This is a genomic window from Leptothrix cholodnii SP-6, from assembly GCF_000019785.1.
GTDB classification, from domain to species: Bacteria; Pseudomonadota; Gammaproteobacteria; order Burkholderiales; family Burkholderiaceae_C; genus Sphaerotilus; species Sphaerotilus cholodnii.
Genome location: NC_010524.1, coordinates 1,752,175 through 1,766,925, shown reverse-complemented (window position 1 = coordinate 1,766,925; position 14,751 = coordinate 1,752,175). Strand labels below are relative to the sequence as shown.

General features: G+C 68.4%; 10 protein-coding genes. 2 read left to right on the top strand and 8 right to left on the bottom strand.

What is annotated here, in order from left to right; genetic code table 11:
- The 3 genes from pstC to LCHO_RS08240 form a co-directional block, all read right to left on the bottom strand.
- Positions 1-936, bottom strand: a complete 936-nt coding sequence (gene pstC, locus LCHO_RS08250; RefSeq protein WP_012346683.1) for a phosphate ABC transporter permease subunit PstC — start codon at positions 934-936, stop codon at positions 1-3.
- Between the two features lie 123 nt (positions 937-1,059).
- Positions 1,060-2,064 (bottom strand): PstS family phosphate ABC transporter substrate-binding protein, encoded by a 1,005-nt coding sequence (locus tag LCHO_RS08245; RefSeq protein ID WP_012346682.1) that lies wholly within the window; start codon positions 2,062-2,064, stop codon positions 1,060-1,062.
- A 174-nt stretch (positions 2,065-2,238) separates the two neighbouring features.
- Complete coding sequence (locus LCHO_RS08240; protein WP_012346681.1) at positions 2,239-3,030, bottom strand: winged helix-turn-helix domain-containing protein; 792 nt, start codon at positions 3,028-3,030, stop codon at positions 2,239-2,241.
- Positions 3,031-3,313: 283 nt separating this feature from the next.
- Here LCHO_RS08240 and LCHO_RS08235 point away from each other — a divergent pair, with 283 nt between their 5' ends.
- Complete coding sequence (locus LCHO_RS08235) at positions 3,314-5,539, top strand: PhoX family protein (RefSeq protein ID WP_012346680.1); 2,226 nt, start codon at positions 3,314-3,316, stop codon at positions 5,537-5,539.
- A gap of 143 nt (positions 5,540-5,682) precedes the next feature.
- Here the strand turns inward: LCHO_RS08235 and LCHO_RS08230 are convergent, their stop codons facing one another.
- Positions 5,683-6,630 carry an FAD:protein FMN transferase gene (locus tag LCHO_RS08230; protein WP_223210520.1) on the bottom strand — a complete coding sequence of 316 codons (948 nt, stop codon included), beginning with the start codon at positions 6,628-6,630 and terminating at the stop codon, positions 5,683-5,685.
- Entirely contained in the window at positions 6,614-7,249 is a 636-nt protein-coding gene (locus tag LCHO_RS08225; protein WP_012346678.1) for a glutaredoxin family protein, read from the bottom strand. The genes LCHO_RS08230 and LCHO_RS08225 overlap by 17 nt, the downstream gene beginning before the upstream one ends.
- Before the next feature lie 118 nt (positions 7,250-7,367).
- On the opposite strand from LCHO_RS08225, the gene LCHO_RS08220 reads away from it, so the two are divergent.
- On the top strand, positions 7,368-8,369 hold the full coding sequence (locus LCHO_RS08220) for an MBL fold metallo-hydrolase (RefSeq protein WP_012346677.1): 1,002 nt from the start codon (positions 7,368-7,370) through the stop codon (positions 8,367-8,369).
- Positions 8,370-8,478: 109 nt separating this feature from the next.
- Here LCHO_RS08220 and lpdA read toward each other — a convergent pair whose 3' ends face one another.
- From lpdA to aceE, 3 genes are read right to left on the bottom strand one after another with little or no spacing between them, the layout of a single operon-like run.
- Complete coding sequence (lpdA, locus tag LCHO_RS08215; protein WP_012346676.1) at positions 8,479-10,302, bottom strand: dihydrolipoyl dehydrogenase; 1,824 nt, start codon at positions 10,300-10,302, stop codon at positions 8,479-8,481.
- Positions 10,303-10,320: 18 nt separating this feature from the next.
- Positions 10,321-11,985: a dihydrolipoyllysine-residue acetyltransferase gene (gene aceF, locus LCHO_RS08210; RefSeq protein WP_012346675.1), complete on the bottom strand. Its 1,665-nt coding sequence runs from the start codon at positions 11,983-11,985 to the stop codon at positions 10,321-10,323.
- A gap of 20 nt (positions 11,986-12,005) precedes the next feature.
- Positions 12,006-14,717 (bottom strand): pyruvate dehydrogenase (acetyl-transferring), homodimeric type, encoded by a 2,712-nt coding sequence (gene aceE / locus LCHO_RS08205; protein WP_012346674.1) that lies wholly within the window; start codon positions 14,715-14,717, stop codon positions 12,006-12,008.
- Between the last annotated feature and the right edge of the window lie 34 nt (positions 14,718-14,751).

Sequence of the window (14,751 nt, the reverse complement as noted above, 5' to 3'; positions counted from 1 at the left end):
TCAGTAGACCTCGCGGAAGCGGCGGCGCAGGTAGTGCCCGACCAGGTTGAAGAACAGCGTCAGCAGCATCAGCGACAGGCCGGCGGCAAAGATCGTCTGGTAGCCCACGCTGCCGTGCGGCAGGTCACCGAGCGCCACCTGCACGATGAACGAGGTGATCGTTGCAGCCGGCTCGAAGGGGTTGAACGTCAGGTTGGGCTGCATGCCCGCGGCCACCGCCAGGATCATGGTCTCGCCGACCGCGCGCGAGATGCCCAGGATGTAGGCCGAGGCGATGCCCGACATCGCCGCCGGCACCACCACGTTGGTGGCGGTCTGGAAACGCGTGGCGCCCATCGCGTAGGAGCCTTCGCGCAGGCTCATCGGCACCGCGCGCATCGCGTCCTCGGACAGCGACGACACGTAGGGGATGATCATGATGCCCATCACGATGCCGGCCGACAGCACGTTGAAGCCGGGCAGCGTGGGGAAGACCATCTGCAGCAGCGGCGTCACGAACAGCAGCGCGAAGTAGCCGTAGATGATGGTCGGCACGCCCGACAGAAGCTCGAGGATCGGCTTGAGGATCTCGCGGGTCTTGTGACCGGCGAATTCGGACAGGTAGATCGCGATGATCGTGCCCAGCGGGATCGCGATGCACAACGCCACCAGCGAGCTGGTGAGCGTGCCCGACATCAGCACCATGATGCCGAAATGGGCGTCCGAGAACAGCGGCGTCCACTGCGTGTCGGTCAGGAAGTTCCACAGCGGCACGGCCGCGAAGAACGTCAGGGATTCGGAGACGAGCACATAGACGATGCCCACGGTGGTGAACACCGAGACGCAGGCTGCCAGCAGCAGCACGGCCTCGATGATGAATTCGCGGCGCTTGCGTGCCGCCTTGGCCTGCGCGTATTCGGCCAGCTTGGCCGCGCCAGTGATCGGTATCGCGCTCAATGGGGCTCCCGATGCGGTTGATGTGATAGCCATGCCTTGGTCGCCTGCACTGGGTGGTTATCGTGAAAACAGGCAGCCCGGATGAACCGGGCCGCCTGACGGGGACATTTCAGATGAGGGGAATCAGAGCTTGGCTTCGCGGGCCAGCAGGGCGTCGATCGTCACGCCCACTTCCGACTCGCCGCCGAACACGGTGCCCTTCTTGCCCTTGGCCAGGTGCTCGAGGTTGGTGGTGTAGGCCTTGGCCGGCAGCGGCACGTACTTCACTTCCTTGGCGATCTTCGGGCCTTCCTTCATGTAGAAGTCGATGAACTCCTTGACTTCGGGCTTGGCCATCGACTTGGCGTTCACGTAGATGAAGATCGGGCGGGCCAGCGGCTGGTAGGTGCCGGCCAGCACGGTTTCCATGCTCGGCAACACGGCCGGCTTGCCGGCCTTCTCGACGATCGGCACGGCCTTCAGGCGGGCCATGTTCTCGGCGTAGTAGGCGAAGCCGAAGTAGCCGATCGCGTTGACGTCCTGCGAGACGCCCTGCACCAGCACGTTGTCGTCTTCGGAGGCGGTGAAGTCGCCGCGGCTGGCCTTGGACTTGCCGTTGATGGCTTCGGTGAAGTAGTCGAAGGTACCCGAATCGGCACCGGCGCCGAACAGCTTGATCGGCGCGTCAGGCCAGGCCGGGTTGACCTGATTCCACTTCATGATCTTGCCCTGCGCAGCCGGCTCCCAGATCGCCTTCAGCTCGGCGACGGTGATCTGCTTGAGGAACGCGTTCTTCGGGTTCATCACCACGGTCAGCGCATCGAACGCCACCGGCAGCTCGAAGTACTCGACGCCCGCGGCCTTGCAGTCGGCCATTTCCTTCTTCAGGATCGGACGCGAGGCACCCGAGATGTCGATCTCGTCGCGGCAGAACTTCTTGAAGCCGCCGCCCGTACCGGAGATGCCGACCGTCACCTTGACGGCACCCTTCTTCGACTTCTGGAAGTCCTCGGCCACGCCTTCGGTGATCGGGAACACCGTCGACGAACCGTCGATCTTGACGACCTGCGCCTGAGCGCTGGCAGCGTGCGGCAGGGCCAGGAGGGTCAAAGCGGTCGCGGCAGAGGCGAGAGTCAGAACAGTCTTCATGGATGTGTCCTTCGGTTCACGGTAGGAATGACGGCAATGTAGGGATCGCCTGTGAAACTTTTGTGACAACCGACCGTGACATCGTCGATCGCCTGCTGCGCCAACGGTTTTCAGGTGCGCGCAGGCGATCCGGATTCACGACGGTGTCATCCGGCGCGTGCAGAACCTGGCCGATCAGCGCGGCGCAGTGGCGCCCGGGGTGGCGGCCGGAGTGGCGGCGATGGTCAGGCGGTAGCCCAGCCCGCGCACGGTGCGGATCAGTTCGCCGGCCCCCGCCGCCTCGAAACAGCGGCGCAGCCGGCGGATGTTCTGGTCGACCGTGCGCGGGTCGGTGGTGCCGTCTTCGCCCCACACCAGCGCCAGCAGCTGATCGCGGCTGAGCACGCGGTCCGGGTGTGCCATCAGGCAGCCGAGCAGCTTGATCTCGGTCGGCGCCAGATCCAGTTCGACCAGGCCGCCGGCGTGACGCAGCGTGACGCGGCGCTGATCCGGATCGATCTCGAGCGGGCCGGCGCGCAGCAGCCGACGAACGCTCGGTCGCCCCTGGACACGTCCGTTGAGCGTGCTCAGCTCGCGCAGCACGCGGGCGACCAGCTCACGCGGCGAATACGGCTTGGCGATGCACAGCGCGCCCGACGACCCGCCGCACAGCTCGCCCTGCGCACCGCAGGCCTGCGGCCGCGCCGTCAGCAGCACCGACAGCAGCGGCGCCGGCTGGCTTCTGCCGGCCTGCAACTGATCGATCGAGAACGTGGCGGTGGCGGGCGTGTCCAGGTCGATCAGGACGACGTCCGGACGCACCTCGCCCGCCAGACGATGCCCGTCTGCGGCCGACGCCGCCAGCACCGGAAAAAACCCGGCATGCCGAAAGCTCGACGCCAGCAGTTCGCGGATGGCGGGCTCCTCGATCACCAGCAGCAGGGTCCGGTGAGGGGCCCGAGACGGGAGCGAATAGGGTTCTTGCATGAGGGCTTCCACGGTGCACGGGGCCGGACGGGGCAGACGCGCAAGGCCCGCAAGACGGGCTCGATCGCGGCGACAGGGGTTCGATGCGCCTGATCTTGGCCGCGTCGTGTGACAGCGTTTTGACAAGCGCACCGCCGCGCCGCGGCCCGGCGCACCCGCGGACGGCGATGCGGCGCTTGCGCTGTCATGCAGGCGATGCGCGCCCGACACCGTCCGGTCACCGGGATTTCATCGAGCCTGCCTACGCTGGTGTTCTCTCTCTCAACAACCGGGACCCCCGAGCATGAACAAGCCCACCGATCTGCCGCTGTCGCGTTCGTTCGACGACGAGAACTCCAATACCTCGAACAACCCGAGCTTCGACAGCGTGCTGAACGCCCGCCTGAGCCGCCGCGGCCTGCTGCGCGGCAGCGTCGGCACCGCCGCCACCGCCCTGTTCGGCAGCCTGGCGCTGTCGGCCTGCGGTGGTGGTGATGATGATCCGGTGGCGCCGACCTCGGACAACCTCAACACCAAGCTCGGCTTCGGCGCCATCGACAAGAGCCGCGCCGACGCCGTGATCGTGCCCGCCGGCTACACCGCCAGCGTGATCTACGCCCTGGGCGACCCGCTGGTCGCGGGCCTGGCCGCCTACGGCAACCTCGGCAACGACAGCAACTACGAAAACCGCGCCGGCGATCACCACGACGGCATGGACTTCTTCGCGATGGGCAGCGACAACGCCCGCTCGGCCACCGCCAGCGACCGCGGCCTGCTCGTGATGAACCACGAAGCCACCACCGACACGACGCGCTCGTCGCACTTCCTGCATCTGGCCGGCGGCACCACCACCCTGCCCCGCCCGATCGCCGAAGTCGACAAGGAAGTGGCGATCCACGGCATCTCGGTGGTCGAGGTCAAGAAGACCGGCGCGAACTGGGGCTACGTGCAGGCATCGGGCTTCAACCGCCGCTTCACCGCGCTGACCGAAGTCGACATCACCGGCCCGGCCCGCGGCGACGCGCTGCTGGTGACCCCCTACGCGCCCACCGGCCTGGTGACGCGCGGCACGCTCAACAACTGCGGCTCGGGCCGCACGCCCTGGGGCACCTACCTGAGCGGCGAGGAAAACTGGTTCCAGTACTACACCCGCCCGGCGGGTGACAACGCCGCGCGCGGCGACAAGAGCGTGCTGGCACTCAACCGCTACGGCCGCGCCGAAGGTGCCGCCTCGCGCCACGGCTGGGAAACCGCCGGCGCCGACAGCAAGTACGCCCGCTTCAACATCGCCAAGACCGGCGCCTCGACCGACGGCAGCGACGACTTCCGCAACGAGATGAACGGCATGGGCTACATCGTCGAAGTCGACCCGTTCGACGCCACCAGCCGCGCCAAGAAGCGCAGCGCGCTGGGCCGCTTCGCGCACGAGAGCGCGGCCTTCTCGAAGCTGGTGGTCGGCGAGCCGCTCGCCGTCTACATGGGCGACGACTCGCGCAACGAGTACATCTACAAGTACGTGTCGACGGCCGTCTGGTCGGCCGCCGACGCCAACGCCGCCGACCGCCTGGCCACGGGCGCCAAGTACCTCGACGACGGCAAGCTCTACGTCGCCCAGTTCAACGTCGACGGCACGGGCACGTGGATCGAGCTGGCGCTCGGCAACACCGCGATCGACGCCGCCGCCTACGATTTCGCCAACGCCGCCGACGTGCGCATCAACTGCCGCCTGGCCGCCGATGCGGTCGGCGCGACCAAGATGGACCGCCCCGAGTGGTGCGCCACCCACCCGACCAGCGGCGAGGTCTACTTCACGCTGACCAACAACAGCAACCGCACGCTCGCCACGGTCGACGCCGCCAACCCGCGCGTCTACTCGGACGTGCGCAACGCCGCCACCGTGCAGTCGGGCAACGTCAACGGCCACATCCTGCGCATCAAGGACGGCGCCGGCAACGCGGCGGCGATCAGCTTCACCTGGGACATCTACCTGTTCGGCGCCGAAGCGGGCGCGTCGGCCGGTTTCGTCAACCTGTCGAGCCTGACCGGCGACCAGGACTTCTCCAGCCCGGACGGCCTCTGGTTCAGCCCCAACACCGGCATCTGCTGGATCCAGACCGACGACGGTGCCTACACCGACGCCACCAACTGCATGATGCTGGCGGGCATCCCCGGCACGGTGGGCGACGGCGGCACCAAGACGCTGAACTACGGCGGCACGCCGGCCGTCAGCGTCACCACCCACGTCGGCAAGGCCCCCACCGCCGACACGCTGCGGCGCTTCCTGGTCGGCCCGAAGGACTGCGAGATCACCGGCATCTGCGAGACGCCGGACGGCAAGACGCTGTTCGTCAACATCCAGCACCCGGGTGAAGGCACGGCGCTGGCCGACGTGGTGGCCGACAACACCGCGGCCTACACCAGCCACTGGCCGGCCAACGCCGGCTACGGCGCCGGTGGTGCCACCACCGCCCGCCCGCGCTCGGCCACCATCGTGATCACCAAGAACGACGGCGGCCGCATCGGCAGCTGAGGCAGGCCCGGTTCAACCGGGCATCCGCGAGCAGCACAGCGCGCACGACAGCGCGCAGAAATCAGGGAGCACAAGAAGGACAGGGAGGGGAGGCCCGGGCTGGCACAGGCAGTCCGGGCCTCCCCGTTTCTGCCTTCGCCGATTCAGTTCAACACCCAGTGCGGCACGCCCTGCGCCTGCAGGAACGCCTCGGCCTGCGCGCCCTGCAGCAGCGCCAGCGTGCTGAGCAGGCCGGCCTCGGTGCAGGTCGGCGCCGCCACCGTGACCGAACGCGGCGTGCCCGGCACCGGCCAGCCGGTGCGCGGATCGAGCACGTGGCCGTAGCGCACGCCGTCCTTGAGCAGAAAGCGGCGGGCGTCGCCGCTGGTGGCCAGCGCGCCGCCGTGCAGCAGCACGATCGCCGGCACGCGTGACGCCGACGGCCGATCCGGTGGCTCGATGCCGACCTGCCAGGGTCGCGGCTGGCCGGCCGCATCCAGGCGCGGCCCGCTGACGATCAGGTCGCCGCCGAAGTTCACCAGCACCGGCAGCCCGGTCTGCGCACGCAGCAGGCCGAGCGTGCGGTCGACCGCGTATTCCTTGCCGATGCCGCCCAGGTCGATCTGCATGCCCGGCGCCAGCGTCAGCCACGGCCGCTGCCACTGGAGGCGCGGCCAGCCGACCTGCCCGAGCAAGGCCGTCACCTGCGCCGGGTCGGGCAGGCGGTCGGAGCCGTCGAAGCGCCAGGCCGCCCGCAACACGCCGCTGGTGATGTCGAACAGCCCGCCGCTGAGCGCGTGGCAATGGGCGGCAAAGTCGAGCAGGTCGGCGGTTTCGGCATCGACCTCGACCGCCTCGCCGGCGCTCGCATGCAGGCGCGCCAGCACGCTGTCGTCGCGGTAGCGGCTGAACTTGTGCTCGATGCGCTGCGCCTCACCGTGCGCGATCTCGCCGAGCCGGCGCGCCAGGGCCGCGTCGCCGCCTTGCAGCAGCAGTTCGCAGGGGCTGGCCATCGCCGCGAAGGCGACGCGCCAGCCGTCGGCGGTCGGCTCGACGAGCGGTGCGACCGACACGCCGGACGGCACCCGGCCGGGCTCAGAAACGGATGCCACCGGCACCTGCGGCCGTCGGCTCCGGCGCGTTGGCGGGCCGCGGCGCCTCGATCGCCGCGGGCTGGGCCGTGCGCGGCGCGATCAGCGGCCGGGCCGCCGGCTGGCGATAGCTGCCCGGCAGCATCGACTGGCGCGGGTAGCCGGCCGCATCGAGCATCGCCGTCCACTCGTCGGCGCTGTAGCCGACCAGGCGCTGCGAGCCCAGCCGCAGGATCGGCAGGTCGGTGGTCTGCTCGATGCGGCGCAGCTCGCCGACATCGTCGGGCGTGGGTACGCTGCGTTCGACCAGCGGCACGCCGCGCTGGCGCAGCAGCTGGCGGGCGGTGTCGCACGGCGCGCAGGCCGGCGCGGTGTAGAGCGTGACCGGATACCGCGCCATCACCTGGCGCAGCACGAACGGCAGCTCGGCCGCGCCGTCGGCGCCGCCGGCGCCCGCACGCAAGGGCTGGGTGCGGCTGCTGGCCGCAGCCGGGACGCGGTCGGTGTAGGTGACCGATCCGTCCGGCGCCACCACCTTGTACTGCGCCACCGCAGCGCCGGCACCGCCGATCAGCAGCAGGCCGACCAGCCCACCGAAACGCCGCTTCGGGGCAGTCGGACGAACAGGATTTGCAGCCATCAGAAGTCTCCTCGCCGCACCGCGGCAAGGCCGCCACGGTGATTGCCGGGGATGCTATCAGCCCGTCCGGCGGGCGCTAGCATGCACGCGCCCACCCTCACACCCGAACCCGAACCCCATGTCCGCACCCGACTTCATCCAGCCGCTCGACCACGGCATCACGGTGATCGACACCGGTTTCCACCGCCCGAACTTCGACGCCGCCTACCTGCTGATCAGCGACGGCCGCGCCGCCTTCATCGACACCGGCCACAACGCCGGCGTGCCACGCCTGCTGGCCGCACTCGCGTTCCACGGCCTGGGGGTTGAGGCGGTCGACTGGGTCATCCCGACCCACGTGCACCTCGACCACGCCGGCGGCGCCGGCCTGCTGATGCAGCAGCTGCCGAACGCCCGCGCGCTGATCCACCCGCGCGGCGCCCGCCACCTGATCAACCCGGTCGCGCTGATCAAGGGCGCGCAGGCGGTCTACGGCGCCGAGGAAGTGGCGCGCACCTACGGCGAGATCCAGCCGATCCCGGCCGAACGCGTGCTCGAGAGCCACGACGAGATGACGGTGCAGCTCGGCAGCCGCCCGCTGCGCCTGATCGACAGCCCCGGCCACGCCCGCCACCACCACTGCATCTGGGACGCCACCAGCCGCGGCTGGTTCACCGGCGACACCTTCGGCATCAGCTACCGCGAGTTCGACGGCCCGCAGGGCCCGGACAGCGCCTACATCCTGCCCAGCAGCACGCCGGTGCAGTTCGACCCGCAGGCGATGCGCGCGTCGATCGAGCGCATGCTGCAGACCGAGCCGCAGTGGATCTACCCGACCCACTACGGCCGGCTCGGCAACGTACCCGACCTGGCGGCGCAGCTGTTCGACCAGCTCGAAGTGCTGGAGCACTACGCGCTGGCCTGGGCCCGCGCCAACCCCGGCGCCACCGATGCGCAACGCGAGGCCGCCATGATCGAGCTGATGCGCAACATCCTGCTCACCGCTGCCAATCGGGCCGGATCGATGCTGCCGCTGCTGCTGGCCGAGGCCCTGCTGGAAACCGACATCAGGCTCAACGGCCAGGGCCTGGCGATCTGGCTGGCCAGCCAGCCCACGGCAGACACGCCAGCCGTGCCATGAAAAAAGCCCGCGGTCCGGTCGGACGGCGGGCTTGTCGAACGAGGCGACCGGGCCCGAGCCCGGTCGACCGCCGTTCAGTGCGCGATCACTTGCGCGATGACCTTCACGATCACTTGCGCGTCGGCGGCAGGTCGGTGCAGCTGCCGTGCGCCACTTCCGCGGCCATGCCGATGCTCTCGCCGAGCGTCGGGTGCGGGTGGATGGTCTTGCCGATGTCGACCGCGTCGGCGCCCATCTCGATCGCCAGCGCGATCTCGCCGATCATGTCGCCCGCATGCGTGCCGACCATGCCGCCGCCAAGGATCTTGCCGTGGCCGTGGGCCTCGGGCGAATCGTCGAACAGCAGCTTGGTCACGCCCTCGTCGCGGCCGTTGGCGATGGCGCGGCCCGACGCCGTCCACGGGAACAGGCCCTTCTTGACCTTGATGCCCTGCGCCTTGGCCTGATCTTCGGTCAGGCCCACCCACGCCACTTCAGGGTCGGTGTAGGCCACGCTCGGGATCACGCGGGCGTTGAAGGCGGCCGAGGCCAGCTCCTGGTTGCCCTGCAGCGTGCCGGCGATGACCTCGGCGGCCACATGCGCCTCGTGCACCGCCTTGTGGGCGAGCATGGGCTGGCCGACGATGTCGCCGATGGCGAAGATGTGCGGCACGTTGGTGCGCATCTGGATGTCGACGTTGATGAAGCCGCGATCGGTCACAGCCACGCCGGCCTTGTCGGCGCCGATCTTCTTGCCGTTGGGCGAGCGGCCCACGGCTTGAAGCACCAGGTCGTACAGGCCTTCGGTCTTGGTGCCGTCCAAGCCCTCGAACTGCACCTTGATGCCTTCGGGCGTGGCAACGGCTCCGACCGTCTTGGTCTTCAACATGATGTTGTCGAAGCGGTGCGCGTTCATCTTCTGCCAGATCTTGACCAGGTCGCGGTCGGCGCCCTGCATCAGGCCGTCGAGCATCTCGACCACGTCCAGGCGTGCGCCCAGCGTCGAATACACCGTGCCCATTTCGAGGCCGATGATGCCGCCACCGACGATCAACATCTTCTTGGGCACGCCCTGGAGTGCGAGCGCCCCGGTCGAGTCGACGATGCGGTCGTCCGCCGGGAAGAATGGCAGCTTCACCGACTGCGAACCCGCGGCGATGATGGCGTGCTTGAACTTCACGACCTTGCTCGCGCCGGCCCGCTCGGTGCCGGTGCCGGCGGTTTCTTCGACCTGCACGTGGTACGGATCGAGGAAGGTGCCCACGCCGCGCACGGTCGTGACCTTGCGCATCTTGGCCATCGCGGCCAGGCCGCCGGTCAGCTTGCCGATGACCTTTTCCTTGTGGCCACGCAGCTTGTCGACGTTGACGCTCGGCGCGCCGAAGTCGACGCCCAGGTCGCCCAGGTGGCTGACCTCGTCCATGACGGCGGCCACGTGCAGCAGCGCCTTCGACGGGATGCAACCGACGTTCAGGCAGACGCCGCCGAGCGTCGCGTAACGCTCGACGATCACGACCTTGAGGCCCAGATCGGCTGCGCGGAACGCCGCCGAATAGCCGCCGGGGCCGGCGCCGAGCACGAGCAGGTCGCACTCGACATCGGCCGCGCCGCTGTAGCTGCCGGCCGGGCCGGCCGCCACGGCAACCGGTGCCGGTGCGGCCACCGGAGCAGCCGCGGCCGGTGCCGGAGCAGGCGCAGCAGCCGGCGCCGCAGCGCCTGCGGCTTCCAGCGTCAGCAGCACGTCGCCCTGGTTGATCTTGTCACCGAGCTTGACGCGCAGTTCCTTGATCACGCCGGCGTGCGAGCTGGGGATCTCCATCGAGGCCTTGTCGGACTCGACGGTGATCAGGCTCTGCTCGGCCTTCACCGTGTCGCCGGGCTTGACCAGCAGCTCGATGATCGCCACGTCCTTGAAGTCGCCGATGTCCGGCACTTGCACTTCGATCAATGCCATGTCTGGTGCTCCTTGTGATCAGAGCACGATGCGGCGGAAGTCCGCCAGCAGCGATGCGAAGTAGACGTTGAAGCGGGCCGCAGCCGCGCCGTCGATGACGCGGTGATCCCACGACAGCGACAGCGGCAGCATCAGGCGCGGCTGGAAGGCCTTGCCGTCCCACTTGGGCTCGATGGCGCTCTTGCACACGCCCATGATGGCCACTTCCGGCGCATTGATGATGGGCGTGAAATAGCGCCCGCCGATGCCGCCGAGCGAGCTGATGCTGAAGCAGCCGCCGCTCATCTCGGCGGGGCCGAGCTTGCCGTCGCGGGCCTTCTTGGCCAGCTCGCCCATCTCGGTGCTGATCTGGAAGATGCCCTTCTTGTCGGCATCCTTGATCACCGGGACCATCAGGCCGTTGGGCGTATCGGCCGCGAAGCCGATGTGGAAGTAGTTCTTGAGCACCAGCGTGTCGCCGTCGAGCGAGGCGTTGAACTCGGGGAACTTCTTCAGCGCCGCGACCGCCGCCTTGATCATGAAGGCCAGCATCGTGACCTTGACGCCGGACTTCTCGTTTTCCTTGTTGGTGGCAACGCGGAAGGCTTCGAGATCGGTGATGTCCGCGTCGTCATGGTTCGTGACGTGCGGAATGATCACCCAGTTGCGGTGCAGGTTGGCGCCCGAGATCTTCTTGATGCGCGAGAGGTCCTTGCGCTCGACCGGGCCGAACTTGGCGAAATCGACCTTGGGCCAGGCCAGCAGGCCCGGGAAGGCCTCGCCACCACCGGCCGCAGCCGGTGCGGGCGCCTTGGCCTTCTGCGCCGCGGTCTGCGCGGTGCCGGCCATCACGCCCTTGACGAAGCCTTGCACGTCGACCTCGGTGATGCGGCCCTTGGGGCCGGAGCCCTTGACCTCGGCCAGCGGCACGCCCAGTTCGCGGGCGAACTTGCGGATGCTGGGCGATGCGTGCGGCAGCGACAGGTTCAGCACGGTGGGATCGTGGGCCGGCACGCTGGCCGCGGCAGGCGCTGCCACCACGGCAGCCGCCGCAGCGACAGGTGCGGCTGCAGGCGCGGCAGCAGCGGCAGGCGCCGGGGCAGCCGCAGCCGGTGCGGCACCGGCCGCGCCTTCGATGATCGCGACCAGCGAACCCTTGCTGACCTTGTCGCCGAGCTTGACCTTGAGTTCCTTGATCACGCCGGCATGCGACGACGGGATCTCCATCGAGGCCTTGTCGCTCTCGACCGTGATCAGGCTCTGCTCGGCCTTGACGGTGTCACCCGGCTTGACCAGCAGCTCGATCACCGCGACCGAGTCGAAATCACCGATGTCGGGCACGAAGATCTCGATCGGGCCGGCCGCAGCCGCAGCGGGTGCCGCCACCGGCGCGGCCGCCGGAGCAGCCGGGGCCGGTGCAGGCACCGCAGCCGCTGCGGCAGGTGCCGGAGCCGGCGCGGCGGCACCGGCCACCTCGAGCGTCAGCACCACGGTGCCTTCGTTGATCTTGTCGCCCAGGGCGACCTTGAGGTCCTTGACCACGCCGGCGTGCGAGCTGGGGATCTCCATCGAGGCCTTGTCGCTCTCGACGGTGAGCAGGCTCTGCTCGGCCTTGACGGTGTCACCCGGCTTGACCAGCAGTTCGATGATCGCGACGTCCTTGAAATCCCCGATGTCGGGGACCTTCACTTCAATCAATGCCATGTTGTTGTCTCCGGAACGGCTCAGGCGTACAGCGGGTTGATCTTGTCGGCCTTGATGCCGTACTTGGCGATCGCCTCGGCCACCACGGTGGTCGGCACGGCGCCTTCGTCGGCCAGCGCGCGCAGGGCGGCCACGACGATGTAATGGCGGTTGATCTCGAAGTGCTCGCGCAGCTTGCTGCGGAAGTCACTGCGGCCGAAGCCGTCGGTGCCCAGCACCTTGAAGCTGCGCCCGCGCGGGATGAAGGCGCGGATCTGGTCGGCGTAGTTCTTCATGTAGTCGGTCGAAGCCACGACCGGGCCGATGTGCGGCTGCAGCTGTTGCGCCACGAACGGCACCTTGGGGGTGGCGGTCGGGTGCAGCAGGTTGAAGCGCTCGGCGTCCTGGCCGTCGCGGGCCAGTTCGTTGAAGCTCGGGCAGCTCCAGACGTTGGCAGCCACGCCCCAGTCCTGCGCCAGCAGCTGCCGGGCGAACTGCGACTCGCGCAGGATCGTGCCCGAGCCCAGCAGGTTGACGCGCGGTGCGCCGGCTGCGCCCTGGCCTTCTTCGAGCAGGTACATGCCCTTGATGATCTGCTCCTCGGTGCCCGCCTTCAGGCCGGGCATCGGGTAGTTCTCGTTGAGCAGGGTCAGGTAGTAGAAGACGTTTTCCTGCTTCTCGACCATGCGCTTCAAACCGTGCTGCATGATCACGCCGACCTCGTGCGCGAAGGTCGGGTCGTAGCTGATGCAGTTCGGGATCGTGCCGGCCAGGATGTGGCTATGGCCGTCCTCGTGCTGCAGGCCTTCGCCGTTGAGCGTGGTGCGCCCCGACGTGCCGCCGAGCAGGAAGCCGCGCGCCTGCATGTCGCCGGCCGCCCAGGCCAGGTCGCCGATGCGCTGGAAGCCGAACATCGAGTAGTACACGTAGAACGGGATCATGATCCGGTTGCTCGTACTGTACGAGGTGGCCGCGGCGATCCAGCTGCTCATGCCGCCGGCTTCGTTGATGCCTTCCTGCAGGATCTGGCCGGCCTTGTCCTCGCGGTAGTACATCACCTGGTCCTTGTCGACCGGGGTGTAGTTCTGACCAGCGGGGTTGTAGATGCCGACCTGGCGGAACAGGCCTTCCATGCCGAAGGTGCGGGCCTCGTCGACCAGGATCGGCACCACGCGCGGGCCGATCGCCTGGTCACGCAGCAGCTGCGTCAGGAAGCGCACGTAGGCCTGGGTGGTGGAGATCTCGCGGCCTTCGGCGGTCGGCTCGAGCACGGCCTTGAAGGTTTCCAGCGACGGCACGGTGAAGCTCTCGTCGGCCTTGGCGCGGCGCTTGGGCAGGTAGCCGCCCAGGGCCTTGCGGCGCTCGTGCAGGTAGCGCATTTCCGGCGTGTCGTCGGCCGGCTTGTAGAACGGCAGCTTGGGCAGCTCGCTGTCGGGGATGGGGATGTTGAAGCGGTCGCGGAAGGCCTTGATGTCCTCGTCGATCAGCTTCTTGGTCTGGTGGACGGTGTTCTTGCCCTCGCCGACCTTGCCCATGCCGAAGCCCTTGACGGTCTTGATCAGCAGCACCGTCGGCTGGCCCTTGTGGTTGACCGCCTTGTGGTACGCCGCGTAGACCTTCTGCGGATCGTGGCCACCGCGCTTGAGGTTCCAGATGTCGTCGTCGGACATCTTGGCCACCATCTCCAGCGTGCGCGGGTCGCGACCGAAGAAGTGCTTGCGCACGTAGGCGCCGTCGTTGGCCTTGAAGGACTGGTAGTCGCCGTCGAGCGTCTCCATCATCAGCTTGCGCAGCGCGCCGTCCTTGTCGCGCGCCAGCAGCGCGTCCCAGCCCGAACCCCACAGCAGCTTGATGACGTTCCAGCCCGAGCCGCGGAACTCGCCTTCGAGCTCCTGGACGATCTTGCTGTTGCCGCGCACCGGGCCGTCCAGGCGCTGCAGGTTGCAGTTGATGACGAAGATCAGGTTGTCGAGGTTCTCGCGTGCGGCCAGGCCGATCGCGCCGAGCGATTCGGGTTCGTCCATCTCGCCGTCGCCGCAGAAGACCCAGACCTTGCGGTTCTCGGTGTTGGCGATGCCGCGCGCGTGCAGGTACTTCAGGAAACGCGCCTGGTAGATCGCCATCAAGGGGCCCAGGCCCATCGAGACGGTCGGGAACTGCCAGAACTCGGGCATCAGCTTCGGGTGCGGGTAGCTCGACAGGCCCTTGCCGTCGACTTCCTGGCGGAAGTTGAGCAGCTGCTCTTCGGTCAGGCGGCCTTCCATGTAGGCGCGGGCGTAGACACCGGGCGACACGTGGCCCTGGATGTAGAGGCAGTCGCCGCCGTGGTTCTCGTTCTCGGCGTGCCAGAAGTGGTTGAAGCCGGCGCCGAACATGTGCGCCAGCGACGCGAACGAGCCGATGTGGCCGCCCAGGTCGCCACCGTCCTCGGGGTTGTGGCGGTTCGCCTTGACCACCATCGCCATCGCGTTCCAGCGCATGTAGGCGCGCAGGCGCTCCTCGATCTCGATGTTGCCGGGGCAACGCTCTTCCTGGTCGGTCGGGATGGTGTTGACGTAGGCCGTGTTGGCCGAGAACGGCACGTCGATGCCGGCCTGGCGGGCCTGGTCGATCAGCTGCTCGAGCAGGAAGTGGGCGCGCTCACCCCCCTCGGCACCGATGACGGCGGACAGTGCGTCCATCCATTCGCGGGTTTCCTGGGTGTCGGGATCGTTGGTTGCCGCTGCGGGCTGGTTCTGGGGCACTGCAGACATGGTGTCTCCTGGAGCTGCTTGTCACGGACCCGCT

Bases quoted from the DNA above. Each gene is read 5' to 3' on its own strand.
- LCHO_RS08245 (WP_012346682.1), bottom strand. From the start codon at position 2,064: ATGAAGACTGTTCTGACTCTCGCCTCTGCCGCGACCGCTTTGACCCTC.
- LCHO_RS08240 (WP_012346681.1), bottom strand. From the start codon at position 3,030: ATGCAAGAACCCTATTCGCTCCCGTCTCGGGCCCCTCACCGGACCCTG.
- LCHO_RS08235 (WP_012346680.1), top strand. From the start codon at position 3,314: ATGAACAAGCCCACCGATCTGCCGCTGTCGCGTTCGTTCGACGACGAG.
- LCHO_RS08225 (WP_012346678.1), bottom strand. From the start codon at position 7,249: ATGGCTGCAAATCCTGTTCGTCCGACTGCCCCGAAGCGGCGTTTCGGT.
- LCHO_RS08220 (WP_012346677.1), top strand. From the start codon at position 7,368: ATGTCCGCACCCGACTTCATCCAGCCGCTCGACCACGGCATCACGGTG.
- lpdA (WP_012346676.1), bottom strand. From the start codon at position 10,302: ATGGCATTGATCGAAGTGCAAGTGCCGGACATCGGCGACTTCAAGGAC.
- aceF (WP_012346675.1), bottom strand. From the start codon at position 11,985: ATGGCATTGATTGAAGTGAAGGTCCCCGACATCGGGGATTTCAAGGAC.
- aceE (WP_012346674.1), bottom strand. From the start codon at position 14,717: ATGTCTGCAGTGCCCCAGAACCAGCCCGCAGCGGCAACCAACGATCCC.